The organism is Cupriavidus taiwanensis LMG 19424, from assembly GCF_000069785.1.
Classification (GTDB): Bacteria; Pseudomonadota; Gammaproteobacteria; order Burkholderiales; family Burkholderiaceae; genus Cupriavidus; species Cupriavidus taiwanensis.
In genome coordinates this window covers 2238912-2259558 of sequence record NC_010528.1, presented here as the reverse complement: position 1 = coordinate 2259558, position 20647 = coordinate 2238912, and the positions used below count along the sequence as shown (strand labels likewise).

The following is a 20647-nucleotide window of genomic DNA, read 5'->3' as shown; positions in this document are numbered from 1 at the left end:
CGGTTTCACTTGCGCTTGCCGATCGGCACGAACTTCAGGTTCTCCGGCCCGGTGTAGTTGGCGCTGGGGCGGATGATCTTGTTGTCGATGCGCTGCTCGATGATGTGCGCGGCCCAGCCCGAGGTGCGCGAGATCACGAACAGCGGCGTGAACATCGCCGTGGGCACGCCCATCATGTGGTAGCTGACCGCGCTGAACCAGTCCAGGTTGGGGAACATCTTCTTGATGTCCCACATCACGGTTTCCAGCCGCTCGGCGATGTCGAACATCTTCATCGAGCCGGCGTCCTTCGACAGCTTCTTCGCCACTTCCTTGATCACCTGGTTGCGCGGGTCGCCGGTGGTGTACACCGGGTGGCCGAAGCCGATCACGACCTCCTTGTTCTCGACGCGGCGGGTGATGTCGGCCTGGGCCTCGTCCGGGTTGTCGTAGCGCTCCTGGATCTCGAACGCGACCTCGTTGGCGCCGCCGTGCTTGGGGCCGCGCAGCGCGCCGATCGCGCCGGCGATCGACGAATACATGTCGGAACCCGTGCCGGCGATCACGCGCGCGGTAAAGGTCGACGCGTTGAACTCGTGCTCGGCGTACAGGTTGAGCGAGGTGTTCATGGCGCGCTCCCACAGCGCCGACGGCTTCTCGCCGTGCAGCAGGTGCAGGAAGTGGCCGCCGATGGAATCATCGTCGGTCTCCACCTCGATGCGGCGGCCGTTGTGGCTGTAGTGGTACCAGTACAGCAGCATCGAGCCGAGGCTGGCCATCAGGTGGTCGGCGATGTCGCGCGCGCCCGGGGTGTTGTGGTCTTCCTTCTCCGGCAGCACCGCGCCCAGCACCGACACGCCGGTGCGCATCACGTCCATCGGGTGGGCGCTGGCCGGCACCCATTCCAGCGCCGCCTTGACGTTGGCGGGCAGGCCGCGCAGCGACTTCAGCTTGGCCTTGTAGGCGGCCAGCTCGGACTTGGTCGGCAGCTTGCCGTGCACCAGCAGGTGGGCGATTTCCTCGAATTCGCAGGTCTCGGCGATATCGAGGATGTCGTAGCCGCGGTAGTGCAGGTCGTTGCCGGTGCGGCCGACGGTGCACAGCGCGGTATTGCCGGCGGTCACGCCCGACAGCGCGACGGATTTCTTGGCCCGTGGCGCGGCCGGCGTGCTGGCGCCGGCGTCAGTTGCGGCATCGAGCGCAGGGTCGGGTGCAGCGAGCTTCGAGGCAGGCATCCGTGTCTCCTTGGGCACTACGGATTGTGTTGGGAATGGATTCGGGGACCGGCTTCAGCCGAAGAACAGCGTTTCCACGTTGGCCGGCAGCGGCGTGCCGGTGGCCTGCGCGCGCTGCAGCAGCGACCAGTAATAGCGGTAGCTGGCGCGGTCGTGCAGCTGCCCCTCATGGCGGATCGGTGCCCAGTTGTTCTCGTGCGCGGCCAGCAGGATCTCGCTGGCCGCGCCGATCTCTTCCGCGCCGGGGCGGAACGCCGCCACGATCGGAGCGATCTGGCCCGGATGGATGCTCCACTTGCGCAGGTAGCCGAATTCGCTGCGCGCGCGCAGCGCATCGTCGCCGGCGCGCTGCGGCGTCTGCACGTCGGTGCTGACATTGTGCGAGGGCACCTTGCCGTGGCGGTGGCAAGCGGCGGAGATTTCCAGCATGGCACGGCGCACCAGCGGGTGTTCGAACTGCTGCGGCGAGCGCATCGCCTCGCCGGGAATCGCGCCATGGTGGGCCGAGACAAAATCCATCAGGCCGAAGCTCAGGCATTCCACCTGCACCAGCGCGGCGATATCGAAGGCCTGCTCCAGCGCGGCATGGGTTTCGATCAGCACATGGATCGGGATGTGGCGGGCAATGCCGGCACTGCGGGCCACCTGGTTGACATGGTCGGTCACGCGCGCCACCTCGACCACGTCGGTGACCTTGGGCACCACCACATAGGCCAGCCGCGCGCCGGCGCCGCGCACCAGCACGTCGACGTCCTCGCGCCAGCTGGGATGGGCCGGGTCATGGATGCGCACGCCCACGCGGTTGTGGGCATTGAGCGGGCCGTTGACCAGCTGCGCGCACAGCTCGGCGTGCTCGCGCTCGTGGCCCACGGCGGCGCCGTCCTCGCAGTCGAAGGTGATGTCGAAGACGGGGCCAAGCTCTTGTTGCAGGGCCAGCGATTTGCGCATCAGCTTTTCGCTGCCCGCGTAATGGTCACACACCGGCAACTGGACCGGGATGGCTTCGCCCTGGAACAAGACCTCGGAAGGATGCACTTGGATTCGGGAAATTGAAGTTGGCAAACGGGGCAGGGCGCCTGGCCGCTGCCTATGAAAAAACCGGGGTCCGCGCCGATTCTTGAATCGTTGCGGAACCCCGGTCTTTCGTCGAGCGTTGGGAAGATCAGCCCAGCAGATGCTGCACGCCGGCCTTCTCTTCTTCCAGTTCCTTCAGGGTGATGTTGATCTTTTCCTGGCTGTAGGCGTCGATCTCCAGACCCTTGACGATTTCGTACTTGCCGTTGGCGGTGGTCACCGGGTAGCCGAACATGGTGTCGGCCGGGATGCCGTACTCACCGTTGGACGGGATGCCCATGGTGACGACCTTGCCGTTGCTGCCCAGCACCCAGTCGCGCACGTGGTCGATGGCGGCATTGGCGGCCGAGGCGGCCGACGACAGCCCGCGCGCCTCGATGATGGCGGCGCCGCGCTTGCCGACGGTCGGCAGGAACACGTCGTTGTTCCACACCGGGTCGTTGATCAGGTCCTTGACGCTCTGGCCGTCGACGGTCGCGTAGCGGTAGTCGGCGTACATGGTCGGGCTGTGGTTGCCCCACACGAACAGCTTCTCGATCGACGACACCGGCTTGCCGGTCTTGGCGGCGATCTGCGACAGCGCGCGGTTGTGGTCCAGGCGCAGCATCGCGGTGAAGTTCTCGCGCGGCAGGTTCGGCGCCGACTTCATGGCGATATAGGCGTTGGTGTTGGCCGGGTTGCCGACCACCAGCACCTTGACATTGCGGCTGGCGACTTCGTCCAGCGCCTTGCCCTGCACGGTGAAGATCTGGGCGTTGGCTTCGAGCAGGTCCTTGCGCTCCATGCCCTTGCTGCGCGGACGGGCGCCCACCAGCAGGGCCACGTCGGCGTCCTTGAAGGCGACCTTGGGGTCATCGGTGATGACCACGCCGGCCAGCAGCGGGAACGCGCAGTCTTCCAGTTCCATCACCACGCCCTTGACGGCCTGCTGGGCTTGCGGGAGGTCGAGCAGTTGGAGGATGACCGGCTGGTCTTTGCCCAGCATGTCGCCGTTGGCGATGCGGAACAGCAGGGAGTAGCCGATCTGGCCAGCGGCGCCGGTCACTGCGACGCGCATTGGGGCTTTAGCCATGAGTAAATCTCCAAACGATAGAAGGGGGGATGCCGGTCGGTGGCGCGCCGGCGCCATGCGAAGGCGCGCGGTGTGTCACCGGGTGCTGGTTGTCGCCACAGCGGGGAGCGGCTGTCCGCCGGAGCCAGGTGGCGGGGCCGGTGGGTGGAGAGCCACAACGGGTCATGGTGATGCAACAAAGCGTTAGTCTACTGCGAAGCGAGGCGCCATTTCCAGACCGGGCCGCCGCCGGCGCGGTACATTTGCGCCATGGGCGGCAGCCGGCGTGCCTGAGGGCGGGCCATCGCGGGCGTGGACCAGCGCGAGTGTAGGCCTGGCCTCTCTGCCTGTCAATTCATATGTCTTATATAAGACATAAGACAATTAACGTAAGGCTGGACGTTGCTTGCCCTTTTGTGGTGAAATCGCGCTATGTCCTCCCTGCCTACGTCCCTGACCGGCGCGGCCGCACCCGGCGCGCAGGAATCTGGCGCCGCCACGCCTGGCGCCGGGACGCAGCCGCTTTCGCCGCCGGCCGCCGCGCCGCAGGCCCCCTCAACTGGTGCCGCCGCTGGCGCCGCTTCCGGTCCCGCTCCAGGTCTGCAGTCAGTGCCCTCGCCAACGTTCAGCCCGCTTTACCAGCAGATCAAGGCGCTGATCACGCGCAGCCTGCAATCCGGCGAATGGAAGCCGGGCGAGATGATCCCCAGCGAAATGGAGCTGGCCTCGCGCTACAAGGTCAGCCAGGGCACGGTGCGCAAGGCCATCGACGAACTCGCCGCCGAAAATCTCGTGGCGCGCCGCCAGGGCAAGGGCACTTTCGTGACCACGCACCATGAAGACGTGGTCAAGTTCCGCTTCCTGCGCCTCGTCCCGGACGAGGGCGAACCCCATTATGGCGCCAGCCGCGTGCTCGAATGCAAGCGCCTGCGGGCGCCGGCCGAGATCGCGCGGCTGCTCGACATCCGCACCGGCGACAGCGTGGTGCAGATCCGCCGCGTGCTGACGTTCTCGGGCGAATCGACCGTGCTGGACGAAATCTGGCTGCTCGGCGCCAACTTCAAGGGCCTGACCGCGGAAAAGCTGACCGAGTGGAAGGGGCCCATGTATGCATTGTTCGAGGCCGAATTCGGTACGCGCATGATTCGCGCCTCGGAAAAAATCCGTGCCGTGCCCGCCGACGAGACCGCGGCCGAGCTGCTGTCCGTGCCGGCAGGCTCGCCGCTGCTGTCGGTCGAGCGTGTTTCCTACACCTACGGCGACCGCCCCGTGGAAGTGCGCCGTGGTCTGTACGTCACCACCCGGCATTATTACCAGAACGACCTGAGCTGAAATCCCGGCGCGCGCCCGGTCGGCGTGTGCCGGTCATGGCGGGTTCGACATGGGCATGGCGGCTGTTGCGCGACGTGGCGGTTGTCGCGTGGCGCGCGTCGGCGAATGGGCGGAGTGTGCGATTGTCGGGCGGCGCTTGTCGGGCCGTGATAGCAGAAAATTATTGGTGCAGCGCGCAACAAAGGCGCTAAAATCTCATGGATTTGCCCTAATGCATCCCGTTGCATGCAGGCAATGGCAGTTTCGTTTCTTTGTTTACCGCTAATGGGGTCTCGCATGGCTGAAGCCGTCAAACAAGCCAGGCCGGAGTTCCGGAATATCGGTATTTCGCAGATTGCGAAATACCGGTTGCCCTGGGCCGGCAAGGTATCCATCCTGCATCGCGTGAGCGGTGCACTGATGTTCCTCCTCCTTCCCTTCGTCCTGTATCTGTTTGAGCAGAGCATCACCTCCGAACTGAGCTTCGCAAAGTTCTCGGCCCTTCTGTCCGGCGGCTTTGTCAAGCTGGTTGTGCTGGCCCTGATCTGGGGTTATCTGCATCACTTCTGCGCCGGGATCCGCTTCCTGCTGCTGGATGTGCACGTTGGTGTCTCCAAGCCCGCCTCGGCCAAGTCTGCCATCAGCGTGCTGGTTGTCAGCCTGCTGCTTACCCTGATTTTCGGCCTGAAGCTGTTCGGCCTGTTCTGAGGAGAATCAAGGTGGCAAATAACAATATCGGTCCCAAGCGTCTTGTCGTCGGTGCGCACTACGGCCTGAAAGACTGGCTCGCGCAACGCGTCACCGCCGTGGTCATGGTGGTCTTCACCGTGATCCTGGCGATTGCCTTCCTGCTGTCGAACGGCGCTTCGTATGAAGCGTGGGCAGGGCTCTTCGCCAACCAGTGGATGAAGATCATCACGTTCCTGACCATCCTGTCGCTGCTGTATCACGCCTGGATCGGCGTGCGCGATATCTGGATGGACTATGTGAAGCCGATGGCGGTGCGCCTCGTGCTGCAAGTTCTTACGATTCTGTGGCTCGTCGGTTGCGCGGGCTACGCTGCTCAGATTCTCTGGAGGGTGTAATAAATGGTCGCAGTCAAGACTGGATTGCCGCGTCGCCGCTTTGACGTGGTCATCGTCGGTGCTGGCGGCGCCGGGATGCGCGCATCCCTCCAGCTCGCGGAAGCCGGCCTGAACGTGGCCGTGCTGTCCAAGGTGTTCCCGACCCGCTCGCACACCGTGGCGGCGCAGGGCGGCATCGGTGCCTCGCTCGGCAACATGAGCGAGGACAACTGGCACTATCACTTCTACGACACCATCAAGGGCTCGGACTGGCTGGGTGACCAGGACGCGATCGAGTTCATGTGCCGGGAAGCCCCGAAGGTCGTGTACGAGCTCGAGCACTTCGGCATGCCGTTCGACCGCAACCCCGACGGCACCATCTACCAGCGTCCGTTCGGCGGCCATACCGCCAACTACGGCGAGAAGCCGGTGCAGCGTGCCTGCGCCGCGGCTGACCGTACCGGCCACGCGCTGCTGCACACGCTGTACCAGCGCAACGTGCGCGCCAAGACCCACTTCTTCGTCGAATGGATGGCGCTGGACCTGATCCGCGACCAGGACGGCGACGTGCTGGGCGTGACCGCGCTGGAAATGGAAACCGGCGAGGTCTACATCCTTGAGGCCAAGACCACGCTGTTCGCGACCGGCGGTGCCGGCCGCATCTACGCCGCTTCCACCAACGCCTTCATCAACACCGGTGACGGCCTGGGCATGGCTGCGCGTGCTGGCGTGCCGCTCGAAGACATGGAGTTCTGGCAGTTCCACCCGACCGGCGTGGCCGGCGCTGGCGTGCTGATCACCGAAGGCGTGCGCGGCGAGGGCGGTATCCTGCGCAACAAGGACGGCGAGCGCTTCATGGAGCGCTACGCGCCGACGCTGAAGGACCTGGCGCCGCGCGACTTCGTCTCGCGCTCGATGGACCAGGAAATCAAGGAAGGCCGCGGCTGCGGCCCGAACGGCGACTACGTGCTGCTCGACCTGACCCACGTCGGCGCCGAGACCATCATGAAGCGCCTGCCGTCGATCCGCGAGATTGGCCTGAAGTTCGCCAACGTCGATGCGATCAAGGAACCGATCCCGGTGGTCCCGACCATCCACTACCAGATGGGCGGCATCCCGACCAACTACCATGGCCAGGTCGTGGTGCCCAAGAACGGCAACCCGAACGAAGTGCTCAACGGCTTCTACGCGATCGGCGAATGCTCGTGCGTGTCGGTGCACGGCGCCAACCGCCTGGGCACCAACTCGCTGCTCGACCTGGTGGTGTTCGGCCGCGCCGCCGGCAACCACATCATCGCGCAGAACCTGAAGCAGAAGGAACACAAGCCGCTGCCGGCCGATGCCGCCGACCTGGCGCTGTCGCGCCTGGCCAAGCTGCAGTCGTCGTCGTCGGGCGAGTACACGCAGGACGTCGCCAACGACATCCGCAAGAACATGCAGTCGCATGCCGGCGTGTTCCGTACCCAGAAGCTGATGGACGAAGGCGTCGAGCGCATCCTGGAAGTGACCGAGCGTGCCGCCAACATCCACCTGAAGGACAAGTCCAAGGTCTTCAACACCGCGCTGGTGGAAGCCCTGGAAGTGGCCAACCTGGTGGAAGTGGCCAAGGCCACCATGATCTCGGCCGCGGCCCGCAAGGAATCGCGCGGTGCCCACGCGCACAGCGACTTCCCCAACCGCGACGACCAGAACTGGCTCAAGCACACGCTGTTCTACAGCGAAGGCAACCGCCTCGACTACAAGCCGGTGAAGATGGAACCGCTGACGGTGGAAAGCGTGCCGCCGAAGGCCCGCACGTTCTGAGCACCGCATCGTAGAGACAACAGGACCCACAGAAATGAAGCGTATTTTCGAAGTCTACCGCTACGATCCGGACAAGGATGCGGCGCCGCGCATGCAGACCTACGAGGTCGAGCTGGACGGCCACGAGCGCATGCTGCTGGACGCGCTGGTGAAGCTGAAGAAGCTGGACGAGACCATCTCGTTCCGCCGTTCGTGCCGCGAAGGCGTGTGCGGCTCGGACGCGATGAACATCAACGGCAAGAACGGCCTGGCCTGCCTGACCAACATGCGCGAGCTGCCGGACCGCATCGTGCTGCGTCCGCTGCCCGGCCTGCCGGTGGTGCGCGACCTGATCGTCGACATGACGAACTTCTTCAAGCAGTACAACTCGATCAAGCCGTTCCTGATCAACGACGAGCCGCCGCCCGAGAAAGAGCGCCTGCAGTCGCCGGAAGAGCGAGACGAGCTGGACGGCCTGTACGAGTGCATTCTCTGCGCCAGCTGCTCGACCTCGTGCCCGTCGTTCTGGTGGAACCCGGACAAGTTCGTCGGCCCGGCCGGCCTGCTGCAGGCTTACCGCTTCATCGCGGACAGCCGCGACCAGGCCACCAATGAGCGCCTGGACAACCTGAACGACCCGTACCGCCTGTTCCGCTGCCACAGCATCATGAACTGTGTCGACGTGTGCCCGAAGGGTCTTAACCCGACCAAGGCCATCGGCAAGATCAAGGAGCTGATGGTCCGCCGCGCGGTCTGACCCTGCGGCCGTCCAAGTAGTAAGCGGCGCGTCAGCCAGAGCGGCTATATCTGGCGGGCGCGCCGAAAGTAGGAAGCCATGACTGAGAGTCCTGCCACCACCTTCTCCCATCAGGCCGACCCGCACAAGCGCGCCCGGTTGCGCTGGCGTGCCCGACGCGGCCTCCTGGAGAACGACATCATCGTCGAACGTTTCTTCAACCGTTACGAGGAGAGCCTGTCCGACGAGGATGTGGCTGCGCTGAGCCAGCTGTTCGAGCTCAGCGACAACGAGTTGATGGACCTGCTCCTTGCGCGCAAGGAACTGGACGGTGAGCTCGACACGCCCCCGATGCAGCGAGTCATCGCCCTGCTGCGTACGGTCTGAGTTTTGGTCAACATTATTATTCACAGCATTTGAAGGATCCGACATGACGCCGTCCGATGTGAAAGCCACGCTATCGTTCTCCGATGGTTCCCCCAGCGTTGAGCTGCCGATCTACAAGGGTACGGTTGGCCCGGACGTGATCGACATTCGCAAGCTGTACGGACAAACCGGTAAGTTCACCTACGACCCCGGTTTCATGTCGACGGCTTCGTGCAATTCCAAGATCACCTATATCGACGGCGACAAGGGCGAGCTGCTGTACCGCGGCTACCCGATCGAGCAGCTGGCGCAGAAGTGCGACCACCTCGAGACCTGCTACCTGCTGCTGAAGGGCGAGCTGCCCAACGCCAAGCAGAAGGAAGAATTCGTCGGCCATGTGATGAACCACACCATGGTCCACGAGCAGATGCAGTTCTTCATGCGCGGCTTCCGCCGCGATGCGCACCCGATGGCCGTGCTGACCGGCATGGTCGGCGCCATGAGCGCGTTCTACCACGACGCCATGGACATCGACGATCCGCACCAGCGCGAGATCTCGGCGATCCGCCTGATCGCCAAGATGCCGACCCTGGTTGCGATGGCGTACAAGTACAACATCGGCCAGCCGTACATCTACCCGCAGAACGACCTGTCCTACTCGGGCAACTTCATGCGCATGATGTTCGCCACGCCGTGCGCCCCGTACACCGTGAACCCGGTGCTGGAGCGCGCGCTGGACCGCATCTTCATCTTGCACGCCGACCACGAGCAGAACGCGTCGACCTCGACCGTGCGCCTGGCCGGTTCGTCGGGCACCAACCCGTTCGCCGCCATTGCCGCCGGCGTGGCCTGCCTGTGGGGCCCGGCCCACGGCGGTGCCAACGAAGCCGCGCTGAAGATGCTGGAAGAAATCGGCAGCGTCGACAACATCAACGAGTTCATCAAGCAGGTCAAGGACAAGAACTCGGGCGTGCGCCTGATGGGCTTCGGCCACCGCGTGTACAAGAACTACGATCCGCGCGCCAAGCTGATGCGCGAAACCTGCCATGAAGTGCTGAACGAGCTGGGCCTGCACAACGACCCGCTGTTCAAGCTGGCCATGGAACTGGAAAAGATCGCGCTGGAAGACGAGTACTTCGTCAGCCGCAAGCTGTACCCGAACGTCGACTTCTACTCGGGCATCGTGCAGCGCGCGCTGGGCATCCCGACCTCGCTGTTCACCTGCATCTTCGCGCTGGCCCGTACCCCGGGCTGGATCTCGCAGTGGGAAGAGATGATCACCGATCCGGAATACAAGATCGGCCGTCCGCGCCAGCTGTTCGTCGGCGCCGCCACCCGCGACGTGCCGGACGTGGCCAAGCGCTAAGCTGGTCCCGCCGCTGCGCAGTGCAGCAATTCCAGACGCCCCGGCCCGCCGGGGCGTTTGTCTTTGTGGGCCGGGCGCGGTTGTGCAGCGCGGCGCCGGCAAGGGCAGGAAATTGCACCCCGAATGGTCCCGGGCGCAATTCGTGGAGGATTGTGTCGCGTTTTCCCAAATCTGTTCCGCATAAATTGTGCGATAGTCGCGTGCGGCAGGAAATTTGACCCTATAATGCGGGCTGCTTTGCCGACGGCAGCCGGGCCACCCTTCCGGCGTGCGGTGCGGCAAGCGGGGCAGGCGAATCGCTTGCGCAATAGAGAACGCATCAAACGTTGTCTTTCCGAACCTTGGTCCCCATACCTCAGCGGGACTGACACTTGCCGGGCCCCGCATACGCTGTCTCTTCCTTGCAGGCCCGACTTCCGCGTCTCGGGCCGCGCTTGTCGCAAGTCCCGATCCCAGTCGTCCGCGGGTGTTGTTCGATTGCGCAGGTCATACCGTTTCTGCCCGGTTGACCCAAACATAAATCGAGGAGCTCCTGATGACGCTGTCCCGTCTTTCCACCATTTCGCTGGCTGCCATGCTGGCTACCTTTGGCGCAGCCGCCAACGCCGAAACCGTGAAGATCGCCATTGCCGGCCCGATGAGCGGCTCGGTGGCGCAGTATGGCGACATGGTCAAGGCCGGTGCGCTGACCGCCGTCGAACAGATCAATGCGGCCGGCGGCGCCGGCGGCAACAAGTTCGAGGTGGTGCTGATGGACGACGCCTGCGAGCCGAAGCAGGCCGTGGCGGTGGCCAACAAGATCGTCAGCCAGAACATCAAGTACGTGATCGGCCACGTGTGCTCGGGCTCGACCATTCCCGCCTCGGACATCTACGAGAACGAAGGCATCGTGATGGTCACGCCGTCGGCCACCGCGCCGCAGCTGACCGAGACCAAGAAGCGCAACTTCATCTTCCGCACCATCGGCCGCGACGACCAGCAGGGCCCGGCCGCCGCCCAGTACATCATCGGCAAGATCAAGCCGAAGAAGGTCGCCGTGCTGCACGACAAGCAGTCGTACGGCCAGGGCATCGCCAGCTCGGTGAAGAAGGACCTGGAAGCCGCCAAGATCCCGGTGGCCGTGTTCGAAGGCATCAACGCCGGCGACTCGGACTACTCGGCGGTGATCACCAAGCTGAAGTCGCAGGGCGTGGACTTCGTCTACTTCGGCGGCTATCACCCGGAAATGGGCCTGCTGCTGCGCCAGGCGCGCGAGCAGGGCGTGAAGGCCACCTTCATGGGCCCCGAGGGCGTGGGCAACAAGGACGTGACCGCGATCGCCGGCCCGTCGTCCGAAGGCATGCTGGTGACGCTGCCGGCCGACTTCTCGGCCGATCCGGCCAACGCCGGCCTGGTCAAGGCCTTTGCCGACAAGAAGCGTGACGCCAACGGTCCGTTCCAGATGCCGGCCTATGCCGCCGTCAAGATCATCGGCGACGCCATCGCCGGCGCCAAGAGCACCGATCCCGCCAAGGTCGCGGCGTACATGCACAAGAACGCCTTCACCACCCCGATCGGCAAGGTCGAGTACGACGCCAAGGGCGACCTGAAGTCCTTCAAGTTCGTGGTTTACACCTGGCACAAGGACGCCAGCAAGACGGCCGCGAACTAAGCAGGCGCTCCCTCCCGCACACGCCCCGCCCGTACCCCGGGCGGGGCGTTCTGGTATCGGGCTTCAAGTTCCTGAGGCTTCCCCAATGAATGAATTCCTTCCACAGTTCACCCAGCAGCTGGTCAACGGCCTGACGCTGGGTGCGATCTATGCGCTGATCGCCATCGGCTACACAATGGTCTACGGCATCATCGGCATGATCAATTTCGCGCACGGCGAGATTTACATGATCGGCGCCTATGTCGGGCTGGTCACGCTCACCGCCATCGGCGCCCAGGCAGGCTACCCTCTGCCGCTGGTGCTCGGCGCCGCCCTGCTGGTGTCGGTGATGGTCACCGGTGTCTACGGCTATGCGGTCGAGCGGGTGGCATACCGCCCCTTGCGCGGCGGGCCGCGGCTGGTGCCGCTGATTTCGGCCATCGGCATGTCGATCTTCCTGCAGAACTATGTCCAGATCGGGCAGGGCGCGCGCGATGTGTCGGTGCCGGTGCTGATCTCGGGCGCCATCGAGTTCCAGATGGGCGGCGACTTCACCGTCACGGTGCCGTACTCGCGCCTGCTGATCGTGGGCGTGACGCTGGCGCTGATGGTCGCGCTGACGCTGTTCATCGGCCGCTCGCGCATGGGCCGTGCCTGCCGCGCCTGCGCCGAGGACATGCGCATGGCCAACCTGCTTGGCATCGATACCAACAAGGTGATCTCGTTCACCTTCGTGCTGGGCGCGATGCTGGCGGCGGTGGGCGGCGTGCTGATCGGGCTGACCATCGGCAAGCTCAATCCCTTCATCGGCTTCATTGCCGGCATCAAGGCCTTTACCGCGGCGGTGCTGGGCGGCATCGGCAGCATTCCGGGCGCGATGCTCGGCGGCGTGCTGCTGGGCCTGGCGGAAACCTTCGCCTCGGGCTACATGCCGGCCGAATACAAGGACGTGGTCGCCTTCAGCCTGCTGGTGCTGGTGCTGCTGTTCCGTCCGACCGGGCTGCTGGGCAAGCCTGATGTCGAAAAGGTCTGAGGGGGGCGAAACCATGACCAATAACGTATCTGCGATGCCGGCGGCGAAGGCCGCCGCGCGCGGCGCCACGCCGGGCCAGTCGCTGAAGAACGCAATCACGGCGGCCGTGATGACCGCCATCCTGACCATCCCCATCCTGGGCCTGCAGCTCAAGCTGGAAGGCTACAAGGTGGTGCTGGAACCGCACTGGCGGCCGGTGTGGCTGGCCGTGGCCGCGGTGTTCCTGTTCCAGTTGTTCAAGCCGGTGCTGACGCGCGCCGGCAGCGCGGTGCGCCTGCCGGCGCTGCCGCAGCTGGGCGCGCAGCAGCAGCGCGTGGCGGTGTGGGTGCTGCTGGCGGTGGGGCTGGTGTGGCCGTTCTTCGGCTCGCGCGGCGCGGTCGACGTGGCCACGCTGGCGCTGATCTACGTAATCCTGGGCCTGGGCCTGAATATCGTGGTGGGTTATGCCGGCCTGCTCGACCTGGGCTATGTCGGCTTCTATGCCGTGGGCGGCTACACCTACGCGCTGCTGAACCAGTACTTCGGCCTGACCTTCTGGGAATGCCTGCCGATCGCGGCGGCGATGTCGGCGGGATTCGGTTTCCTGCTCGGCTTCCCGGTGCTGCGCCTGCGCGGCGACTACCTGGCCATCGTCACGCTCGGCTTCGGCGAGATCATCCGCCTGCTGCTGAACAACCTGACCAGCCTGACCGGCGGCCCGGACGGCGTCTCGGGCATCCCCAAGCCCAGCGTGTTCGGCATCGAAATGGCGCGCAGCGCCAGCGTCGAGGGCACGCGCACCTTCCACGAGCTGATCGGCCTGGACTATGCCAGCCAGCACATGGTGATCTTCCTCTACCTGATCGCGCTGCTGCTGGTCGGCTTCACGCTGTTCGTCACCAGCCGCCTGATCCGCATGCCGATGGGCCGCGCCTGGGAGGCGCTGCGCGAGGATGAGATCGCCTGCCGCTCGCTGGGCCTGAACCCGACCCGCATCAAGCTGTCGGCGTTCACGCTGGGGGCATCGTTCGCCGGCCTGGGCGGTGCCTTCTTCGCCGCGCGCCAGGGCCTGGTCAATCCCGAATCGTTCACCTTCATCGAATCGGCGCTGGTGCTGGCCGTGGTGGTGCTGGGCGGCATGGGCTCGCAGCTGGGCGTGATCCTGGCGGCGATCCTGCTGACCGTGCTGCCCGAGGTGGCACGCGGCTTCGCCGAATATCGCATGCTGATCTTCGGCCTGGTGATGGTGCTGATGATGATGTGGCGACCGCAGGGCCTTCTGCCCGCGAGCCGCCCGCACGTGGAGCTTCCCCGATGAATGCGCCGATGAATACAACGGCACAACTGCTGAAGGTGTCGGGCCTGCAGATGCGCTTCGGCGGCCTGCTGGCCGTCGACGGCATCGATTTCGATGTGCGCAAGGACGAGGTCTTCGCCATCATCGGCCCCAACGGCGCCGGCAAGACCACGGTGTTCAACTGCGTCGGCGGCTTCTACAAGCCGACCGCGGGCGACGTCACGCTCGACGGCCATGCCATCGCCGGGCTGCCGAGCCACATGGTGGCGCGCAAGGGCCTGGTGCGCACGTTCCAGAACATCCGCCTGTTCAAGAACCTGACCGTGGTCGAGAACCTGATGGTGGCGCAACACCTGCAGGTGCAGTCCGGCATCCTGCGCGGCCTGTTCGCGACGCCGGCCTACCGCCGCGCCGAGCGCGAAGCGCTGCAGCGCGCCGCGCAGTGGCTGGAGCGCATGGGCCTGACCAGCGTCGCCAACCGCGAGGCGGGCACGCTCTCGTACGGCCACCAGCGCCGGCTCGAGATCGCGCGCTGCATGATCACGCAGCCGCGCCTGCTGATGCTCGACGAGCCCGCCGCCGGCCTGAACCCGCAGGAGAAGATCGAACTGCAGCAGCTGATCGACCAGCTGCGGCGCGAGTTCGGCATTGCCGTGCTGCTGATCGAGCACGACATGAGCCTGGTGATGGGCGTGTCCGACCGCATCCTGGTGATGGAGCACGGCAAGCCCATCGTGATCGGCAAGCCCGAAGACGTGCGCAACGACCCCCGCGTGATCAAGGCCTACCTGGGAGAGGACTGATGCTGAAGCTGGAACAGGTCCATACCCACTACGGCGCCGTCGAGGCGCTGTCGGGCGTGTCGATCGAAGTCAACAAGGGGGAGATCGTCACCCTGATCGGCAGCAACGGCGCCGGCAAGACGACGCTGATGATGACCGTGTGCGGCACGCCGCGCGCCTCGAGCGGGCGCGTGCTGTTCGAAGGGCAGGACATCACCCATCGCTCGACCCACGAGATCATGCGCCTGGGCATGGCGATCTCGCCCGAGGGCCGGCGCGTGTTCCCCAGCCTGACGGTGCTGGAAAACCTGAAGATGGGCGCGTTCTTCGCCAAACGCGACGAAATCGAGGCGGGCATCGAGCACGTGTTCAAGCTGTTCCCGCGCCTGAACCAGCGCGCGGGCCAGCGTGCCGGCACCATGTCGGGCGGCGAGCAGCAGATGCTGGCGATCGGCCGCGCGCTGATGAGCCGGCCACGCCTGCTGCTGCTGGACGAGCCCACGCTCGGCCTGGCGCCGCTGATCATCGCGCAGATCTTCGACATCATCCGCACCATTCGTGACGAGGGCGTCACCGTGTTCCTGGTCGAGCAGAACGCCAACAAGGCGCTGCAGGTGGCGGACCGGGGCTATGTGCTGGAGACCGGCAAGGTGGTGCTGGCCGATACCGGTGCCAACCTGCTCGCCAACGACCGGATCAAGGCCGCCTACCTGGGCGGCTGACGCCGGCCGGCCGCCGCGCCTCGAGCGCGGCGGCCGCTTCCTTCTGCCATCCCGCGTTTTCGCCATCCGCGAAATCCCCCTTTCGCCAATCACATTACATTTCCACGCCGACCCGGCCCGGCCCGGGGCCCGAGCGGTGGCATAATCGATTGCCAAGTCAAGCATTGCGGCAACGCTTGAGATAACGCACGCTTTTCGGCGGCTTCCGGTGGCTTTCGGCGGTTTTTCAGCCGGTTCGCCCGCCGTGACGAAGCGGAAAACTACCCCTGCAAACTACTACGCGGTCCCCGCGGTCCGGCCTGCCAGGGCACGGTCATCGGTCCCGCCATCGCATCATGGCCAAGACGCTCTACGACAAACTCTGGGATGACCACACCGTCCACGTCGAGGAAGACGGCACCACGCTGCTCTACATCGACCGCCACCTGCTGCATGAAGTGACCAGCCCGCAGGCGTTCGAGGGCCTGAAGATGGCAGAACGTCCGGTGTGGCGCATCAGCGCCAACCTGGCGGTGTCGGACCACAACGTGCCGACCACGGACCGCAGCCAGGGCATTGCCGATCCGGTGTCGAAGCTGCAGGTCGATACGCTCGATGCGAACTGCGACAGCTATGGCATTACCCAGTTCAAGATGAACGACCACCGCCAGGGCATCGTGCACGTGATCGGGCCGGAGCAGGGCGCGACGCTGCCGGGCATGACCGTGGTGTGCGGCGACTCGCATACCAGCACGCACGGCGCCTTCGGCGCGCTGGCGCACGGCATCGGCACCTCCGAAGTGGAGCACGTGCTGGCCACGCAGACGCTGCTGGGCAAGAAGGCCAAGAACATGCTGGTCAAGGTCGAGGGCAAGCTGCCGCGCGGCTGCACCGCCAAGGACATCGTGCTGGCCGTGATCGGCAAGATCGGCACCGCGGGCGGCACCGGCTACACCATCGAGTTCGCCGGCTCGGCCATCCGCGACCTGACCATGGAAGGCCGCATGACGGTCTGCAACATGGCGATCGAGGCGGGCGCGCGCGCCGGCCTGGTGGCGGTTGACGATGTCACGCTGGAATACGTCAAGGGCCGCCCGTACGCGCCGCAGGGCGTGGAGTGGGAGCAGGCCGTGGCCTACTGGCGCACGCTGCATTCGGATGCCGGCGCCAAGTTCGACCAGGTGGTCGAGCTGCGCGCCGAGGATGTGCGCCCGCAGGTGACCTGGGGCACGTCGCCGGAAATGGTGATCAGCATCGAAGACCGCGTGCCGGATCCGGAGAAGGAAAAGGACCCGAACAAGCGCAACGCGATGGAGCGCGCGCTCGAATACATGGGACTGCGGCCCAACGTGCCGGTCGAGAGCATCAGCATCGACAAGGTCTTCATCGGCTCCTGCACCAACAGCCGCATCGAAGACATGCGCGCCGCCGCCTGGGTGGTGCAGAAGCTGGGTCGCAAGATTGCATCGAACGTAAAGCTGGCGATGGTGGTGCCGGGTTCGGGCCTGGTCAAGGAACAGGCCGAGCGCGAAGGCCTGGACCAGATCTTCAAGGCCGCCGGCTTTGAATGGCGCGAGCCGGGCTGCTCGATGTGCCTGGCGATGAATGCCGACCGCCTCGATGCCGGCGAGCGCTGCGCCTCGACCTCGAACCGCAACTTCGAGGGCCGCCAGGGCGCGGGTGGGCGCACCCACCTGGTGAGCCCGGCGATGGCCGCCGCGGCCGCTATCGAAGGCCACTTCGTCGATATCCGCAAGCTGGGCTGAACAAGCAAGGAAAGAACCCATGGAAAAGTTCACCGTACACAGCGGCCTGGTCGCGCCGCTCGACCGCGAGAACGTCGATACCGACGCCATCATCCCGAAGCAGTTCCTGAAGTCCATCAAGCGCACCGGCTTCGGCCCCAACCTGTTCGACGAGTGGCGCTACAAGGATGTGGGCGAGCCCGGCATGGACAACAGCAAGCGTCCGCTGAACCCGGACTTCGTGCTGAACCAGCCGCGTTACCAGGGCGCGTCGATCCTGCTGGCGCGCCGCAACTTCGGCTGCGGCAGCTCGCGCGAGCACGCGCCGTGGGCGCTGACGCAATACGGCTTCCGCGCCGTGATCGCGCCCAGCTTCGCCGACATCTTCTTCAACAACTGCTACAAGAACGGCCTGCTGCCGGTGGTGCTGAGCGAGCAGCAGGTCGACCACCTGTTCAACGAGACCAACGCGTTCAACGGCTACCAGCTCACCATCGACCTCGACAAGCAGGTGGTGCTGACGCCGTCGGGCCAGGGCTATGAATTCGACATCGCCCCGTTCCGCAAGTACTGCATGCTGAACGGCTTCGACGATATCGGCCTGACCCTGCGCCATGCCGACAAGATCAAGGCCTTCGAGGCCGAGCGCGTGGCGAAGATGCCGTGGCTGAACAACCGCCTGGTCGGATAAGGCTCTACGAGGAAAGACAACAATGAAGATCGCAGTCCTGCCGGGTGACGGCATCGGTCCCGAAATCGTTGCGGAGGCCGTCAAGGTCCTGAACGCGCTCGACGAGAAGTTCGAACTGGAAACCGCGCCCGTGGGCGGCGCCGGCTACGAGGCCGAAGGCCATCCGCTGCCGGAGAACACGCTCAAGCTGGCCAGGGAGGCCGATGCCATCCTGTTCGGCGCCGTCGGCGACTGGAAGTACGACAGCCTGGAGCGCGCGCTGCGCCCCGAGCAGGCCATCCTGGGCCTGCGCAAGCATCTGCAGCTGTTCGCCAACTTCCGCCCGGCGATCTGCTATCCGGAGCTGACCGGCGCCTCGAGCCTGAAGCCCGAGCTGGTGGCCGGCCTCGACATCCTGATCGTGCGCGAGCTGAACGGCGACATCTACTTCGGCCAGCCGCGCGGCCTGCGCGAAGCGCCGGACGGCCTGTTCCAGGGCGCGCGCGAAGCTTTCGACACCATGCGCTACAGCGAGCCGGAAATCCGCCGCATCGCGCACGTGGCGTTCCAGGCCGCGGCCAAGCGCGGCAAGAAGCTGTGCAGCGTCGACAAGGCCAACGTGCTCGAGACGTTCCAGTTCTGGAAGGACATCGTGATCGATGTCAGCAAGGAATACCCGGACGTCGAGCTGTCGCACATGTACGTCGACAACGCCGCGATGCAGCTGGTCAAGGCGCCCAAGAGCTTCGACGTGATCGTCACCGGCAATATGTTCGGCGACATCCTGTCGGACGAGGCGGCGATGCTGACCGGCTCGATCGGCATGCTGCCGTCGGCGTCGCTGGATGCCAACAACAAGGGCCTGTACGAGCCGTCGCACGGCTCGGCGCCGGACATCGCCGGCAAGGGCATCGCCAACCCGCTGGCCACCATCCTGTCGGCGGCGATGATGCTGCGCTATTCGCTGAACAAGGCCGAGCAGGCCGACCGCATCGAGAATGCCGTCAAGAAGGTGCTGGCCCAGGGCTACCGCACCGGCGACATCCTGACGCCGGGCTGCAAGCAGGTGGGCACCCGCGAGATGGGCGAGGCCGTGCTGGCGGCACTGTAAGTCAGGCGCGCCGCCTCAGTTATCTACCGTCATTCCCGCGCAGGCGGGAATCCAGCGTCTTTAAAGTCACTGGGTTCCCGCCTGCGCGGGAACGACGGCGATCCAGCGCTGCGGCGGCGCCGCAAAATCGTGTAGACTCTGCCGATGGCCCGATTTTCCCAGTCCACCCTGACTGCTGTTGTCGCCCTGACCGCTACCCGCGGCCCGGTTGGCACGATTTCGCTCGGCCAGACCGCAACGACGATTAAAACCATTATTAAAACCGCGATCGCCTAGATCCGTTCGTCGTGCCTGCCCGTCTTCCCCGCGCAGCCACGCCGGGCGAGGAAAATGGCGGGGAAGTAAAAATCACATCCGAGGTAAATCATGATTGTAGGTCTCGTCGGTTGGCGGGGAATGGTCGGCAGCGTCCTGATGCAGCGCATGCAGGAAGAGCGTGATTTCGACCATATCGAGCCCGTCTTCTTCAGCACGTCCAACGCCGGCGGCAAGGCGCCCGCCATGGCGAAGAACGAAACCACGCTCAAGGATGCCAACGACATCGACGCACTGAAGAAGTGCGACGTGGTGCTGACCGCCCAGGGCGGCGACTACACCAACGAGGTCTTCCCCAAGCTGCGCGCGGCGGGCTGGAAGGGCTACTGGATCGACGCGGCGTCGTCGCTGCGGATGAAGGACGATGCCATCATCGTGCTCGATCCGGTGAACCAGGGTGTGATCAAGGACGCGCTGTCCAAGGGCGTCAAGAATTTCATCGGCGGCAACTGCACGGTCAGCTGCATGCTGATGGGCCTGGGCGGCCTGTTCCAGGCCGACCTGATCGAGTGGATGACCTCGATGACGTACCAGGCCGCCTCGGGCGGCGGCGCGCAGCACATGCGCGAACTGCTGACCCAGTTCGGCACGCTGAACGCGTCGGTCAAGCCGCTGCTGGACAACCCGGCGTCGGCCATCCTGGAAATCGACCGCCAGATCCTGTCGACCCAGCACGGCCTGTCGGCGGAAGAAACCAAGCAGTTCGGCGTGCCGCTGGCCGGCAACCTGATTCCCTGGATCGACAAGGACTTGGGCAACGGCCAGTCGAAGGAAGAGTGGAAGGGCGGCGCCGAGACCAACAAGATCCTGGGTCGTGGCGAGGGCTTCCTGGGCGCGACCGGCGCCACGCCGATCGCCGTCGACGGCCTGTGCGTGCGCATCGGCGCGATGCGCTGCCATTCGCAGGCACTGACCATCAAGCTGCGCAAGGACGTGCCGCTGGACGAGATCGAAGGCATGCTCGCCGCGCACAACCCGTGGGCCAAGGTGGTGCCGAATACGCGCGAAGCCAGCATGACCGACCTGACCCCGGCGGCCGTGACCGGCACGCTGACCATCCCGGTCGGCCGCCTGCGCAAGATGCAGATGGGCGGCGAGTACCTGTCGGCCTTCACCGTGGGCGACCAGCTGCTGTGGGGCGCGGCCGAGCCGCTGCGCCGCATGCTGCGTATCCTGATCGAGTCCTGATCGCAGGCCGCCGCCTGTGGCCTGGTTGCGCCCGTTGCAGCCAGGCAACAGAATGCAGCGCTTTGCTGACGACGCCGCGCCCGTGCGCGGCGTTGTTGTATCCGGACGCCTATTTTCCTGTGCGATGCGTCACAATACGCCGGCATGCGCCCGGCGCCGGCAGGAGCTGGCGCCTGCGCGCGGGCCGGCAAAGGGATCGTTCAGAATGTCCCGCCGGCCGGGCGGACCTGGT

At 65.3% G+C, this 20647-nt stretch carries 20 protein-coding genes; 17 read left to right on the top strand and 3 right to left on the bottom strand.

Annotation, left to right across the window (positions count from 1 at the left end; all coding sequences use genetic code 11):
* Positions 1-5 precede the first annotated feature (5 nt).
* The 3 genes from prpC to RALTA_RS10355 all read right to left on the bottom strand — a co-directional run bounded on the left by prpC (position 6) and on the right by RALTA_RS10355 (position 3360).
* Positions 6-1214, bottom strand: a complete 1209-nt coding sequence (prpC, locus tag RALTA_RS10365; protein ID WP_012353377.1) for a bifunctional 2-methylcitrate synthase/citrate synthase — start codon at positions 1212-1214, stop codon at positions 6-8.
* Positions 1215-1268: 54 nt separating this feature from the next.
* Entirely contained in the window at positions 1269-2249 is a 981-nt protein-coding gene (locus RALTA_RS10360; protein ID WP_025585729.1) for an HpcH/HpaI aldolase/citrate lyase family protein, read from the bottom strand.
* Positions 2250-2376: 127 nt separating this feature from the next.
* Positions 2377-3360, bottom strand: coding sequence for a malate dehydrogenase (locus RALTA_RS10355; protein ID WP_012353375.1), 984 nt, complete (start codon positions 3358-3360; stop codon positions 2377-2379).
* Positions 3361-3771: 411 nt separating this feature from the next.
* Here RALTA_RS10355 and RALTA_RS10350 point away from each other — a divergent pair, with 411 nt between their 5' ends.
* The 17 genes from RALTA_RS10350 to asd all read left to right on the top strand — a co-directional run bounded on the left by RALTA_RS10350 (position 3772) and on the right by asd (position 20415).
* Positions 3772-4671, top strand: a complete 900-nt coding sequence (locus RALTA_RS10350) for a GntR family transcriptional regulator (protein WP_025585727.1) — start codon at positions 3772-3774, stop codon at positions 4669-4671.
* Positions 4672-4947: 276 nt separating this feature from the next.
* Positions 4948-5358, top strand: coding sequence for a succinate dehydrogenase, cytochrome b556 subunit (gene sdhC / locus RALTA_RS10345; protein ID WP_012353373.1), 411 nt, complete (start codon positions 4948-4950; stop codon positions 5356-5358).
* Between the two features lie 11 nt (positions 5359-5369).
* On the top strand, positions 5370-5735 hold the full coding sequence (gene sdhD, locus RALTA_RS10340; RefSeq protein ID WP_012353372.1) for a succinate dehydrogenase, hydrophobic membrane anchor protein: 366 nt from the start codon (positions 5370-5372) through the stop codon (positions 5733-5735).
* A 3-nt stretch (positions 5736-5738) separates the two neighbouring features.
* On the top strand, positions 5739-7517 hold the full coding sequence (gene sdhA / locus RALTA_RS10335; RefSeq protein WP_012353371.1) for a succinate dehydrogenase flavoprotein subunit: 1779 nt from the start codon (positions 5739-5741) through the stop codon (positions 7515-7517).
* A gap of 34 nt (positions 7518-7551) precedes the next feature.
* The gene (locus RALTA_RS10330) at positions 7552-8253 is read left to right on the top strand and encodes a succinate dehydrogenase iron-sulfur subunit (RefSeq protein ID WP_010814619.1); all 702 of its coding nucleotides are present in this window, start codon (positions 7552-7554) and stop codon (positions 8251-8253) included.
* 78 nt (positions 8254-8331) lie between these two features.
* A complete protein-coding gene (locus RALTA_RS10325) occupies positions 8332-8619 on the top strand; it encodes an FAD assembly factor SdhE (protein WP_012353370.1) in 288 nt (95 codons plus the stop codon).
* A gap of 43 nt (positions 8620-8662) precedes the next feature.
* On the top strand, positions 8663-9964 hold the full coding sequence (gene gltA, locus RALTA_RS10320) for a citrate synthase (RefSeq protein ID WP_012353369.1): 1302 nt from the start codon (positions 8663-8665) through the stop codon (positions 9962-9964).
* A 535-nt stretch (positions 9965-10499) separates the two neighbouring features.
* Positions 10500-11615 carry a branched-chain amino acid ABC transporter substrate-binding protein gene (locus tag RALTA_RS10315; RefSeq protein WP_012353368.1) on the top strand — a complete coding sequence of 372 codons (1116 nt, stop codon included), beginning with the start codon at positions 10500-10502 and terminating at the stop codon, positions 11613-11615.
* Between the two features lie 85 nt (positions 11616-11700).
* A complete protein-coding gene (gene livH / locus RALTA_RS10310; protein ID WP_012353367.1) occupies positions 11701-12627 on the top strand; it encodes a high-affinity branched-chain amino acid ABC transporter permease LivH in 927 nt (308 codons plus the stop codon).
* A gap of 34 nt (positions 12628-12661) precedes the next feature.
* The gene (locus RALTA_RS10305; RefSeq protein WP_041232163.1) at positions 12662-13924 is read left to right on the top strand and encodes a high-affinity branched-chain amino acid ABC transporter permease LivM; all 1263 of its coding nucleotides are present in this window, start codon (positions 12662-12664) and stop codon (positions 13922-13924) included.
* 8 nt (positions 13925-13932) lie between these two features.
* Complete coding sequence (livG, locus tag RALTA_RS10300) at positions 13933-14706, top strand: high-affinity branched-chain amino acid ABC transporter ATP-binding protein LivG (RefSeq protein WP_025585725.1); 774 nt, start codon at positions 13933-13935, stop codon at positions 14704-14706.
* Positions 14706-15407, top strand: a complete 702-nt coding sequence (locus RALTA_RS10295) for an ABC transporter ATP-binding protein (RefSeq protein WP_012353364.1) — start codon at positions 14706-14708, stop codon at positions 15405-15407. The genes livG and RALTA_RS10295 overlap by 1 nt, the downstream gene beginning before the upstream one ends.
* A gap of 335 nt (positions 15408-15742) precedes the next feature.
* Positions 15743-17152 (top strand): 3-isopropylmalate dehydratase large subunit, encoded by a 1410-nt coding sequence (leuC, locus tag RALTA_RS10290; RefSeq protein ID WP_012353363.1) that lies wholly within the window; start codon positions 15743-15745, stop codon positions 17150-17152.
* Between the two features lie 19 nt (positions 17153-17171).
* On the top strand, positions 17172-17822 hold the full coding sequence (gene leuD / locus RALTA_RS10285; protein ID WP_012353362.1) for a 3-isopropylmalate dehydratase small subunit: 651 nt from the start codon (positions 17172-17174) through the stop codon (positions 17820-17822).
* Between the two features lie 22 nt (positions 17823-17844).
* Complete coding sequence (gene leuB, locus RALTA_RS10280; protein WP_012353361.1) at positions 17845-18912, top strand: 3-isopropylmalate dehydrogenase; 1068 nt, start codon at positions 17845-17847, stop codon at positions 18910-18912.
* Between the two features lie 144 nt (positions 18913-19056).
* Positions 19057-19188, top strand: a complete 132-nt coding sequence (locus RALTA_RS30965) for a hypothetical protein (protein WP_012353360.1) — start codon at positions 19057-19059, stop codon at positions 19186-19188.
* A 90-nt stretch (positions 19189-19278) separates the two neighbouring features.
* Positions 19279-20415 carry an aspartate-semialdehyde dehydrogenase gene (gene asd, locus RALTA_RS10275; RefSeq protein ID WP_012353359.1) on the top strand — a complete coding sequence of 379 codons (1137 nt, stop codon included), beginning with the start codon at positions 19279-19281 and terminating at the stop codon, positions 20413-20415.
* Positions 20416-20647 lie beyond the last annotated feature (232 nt).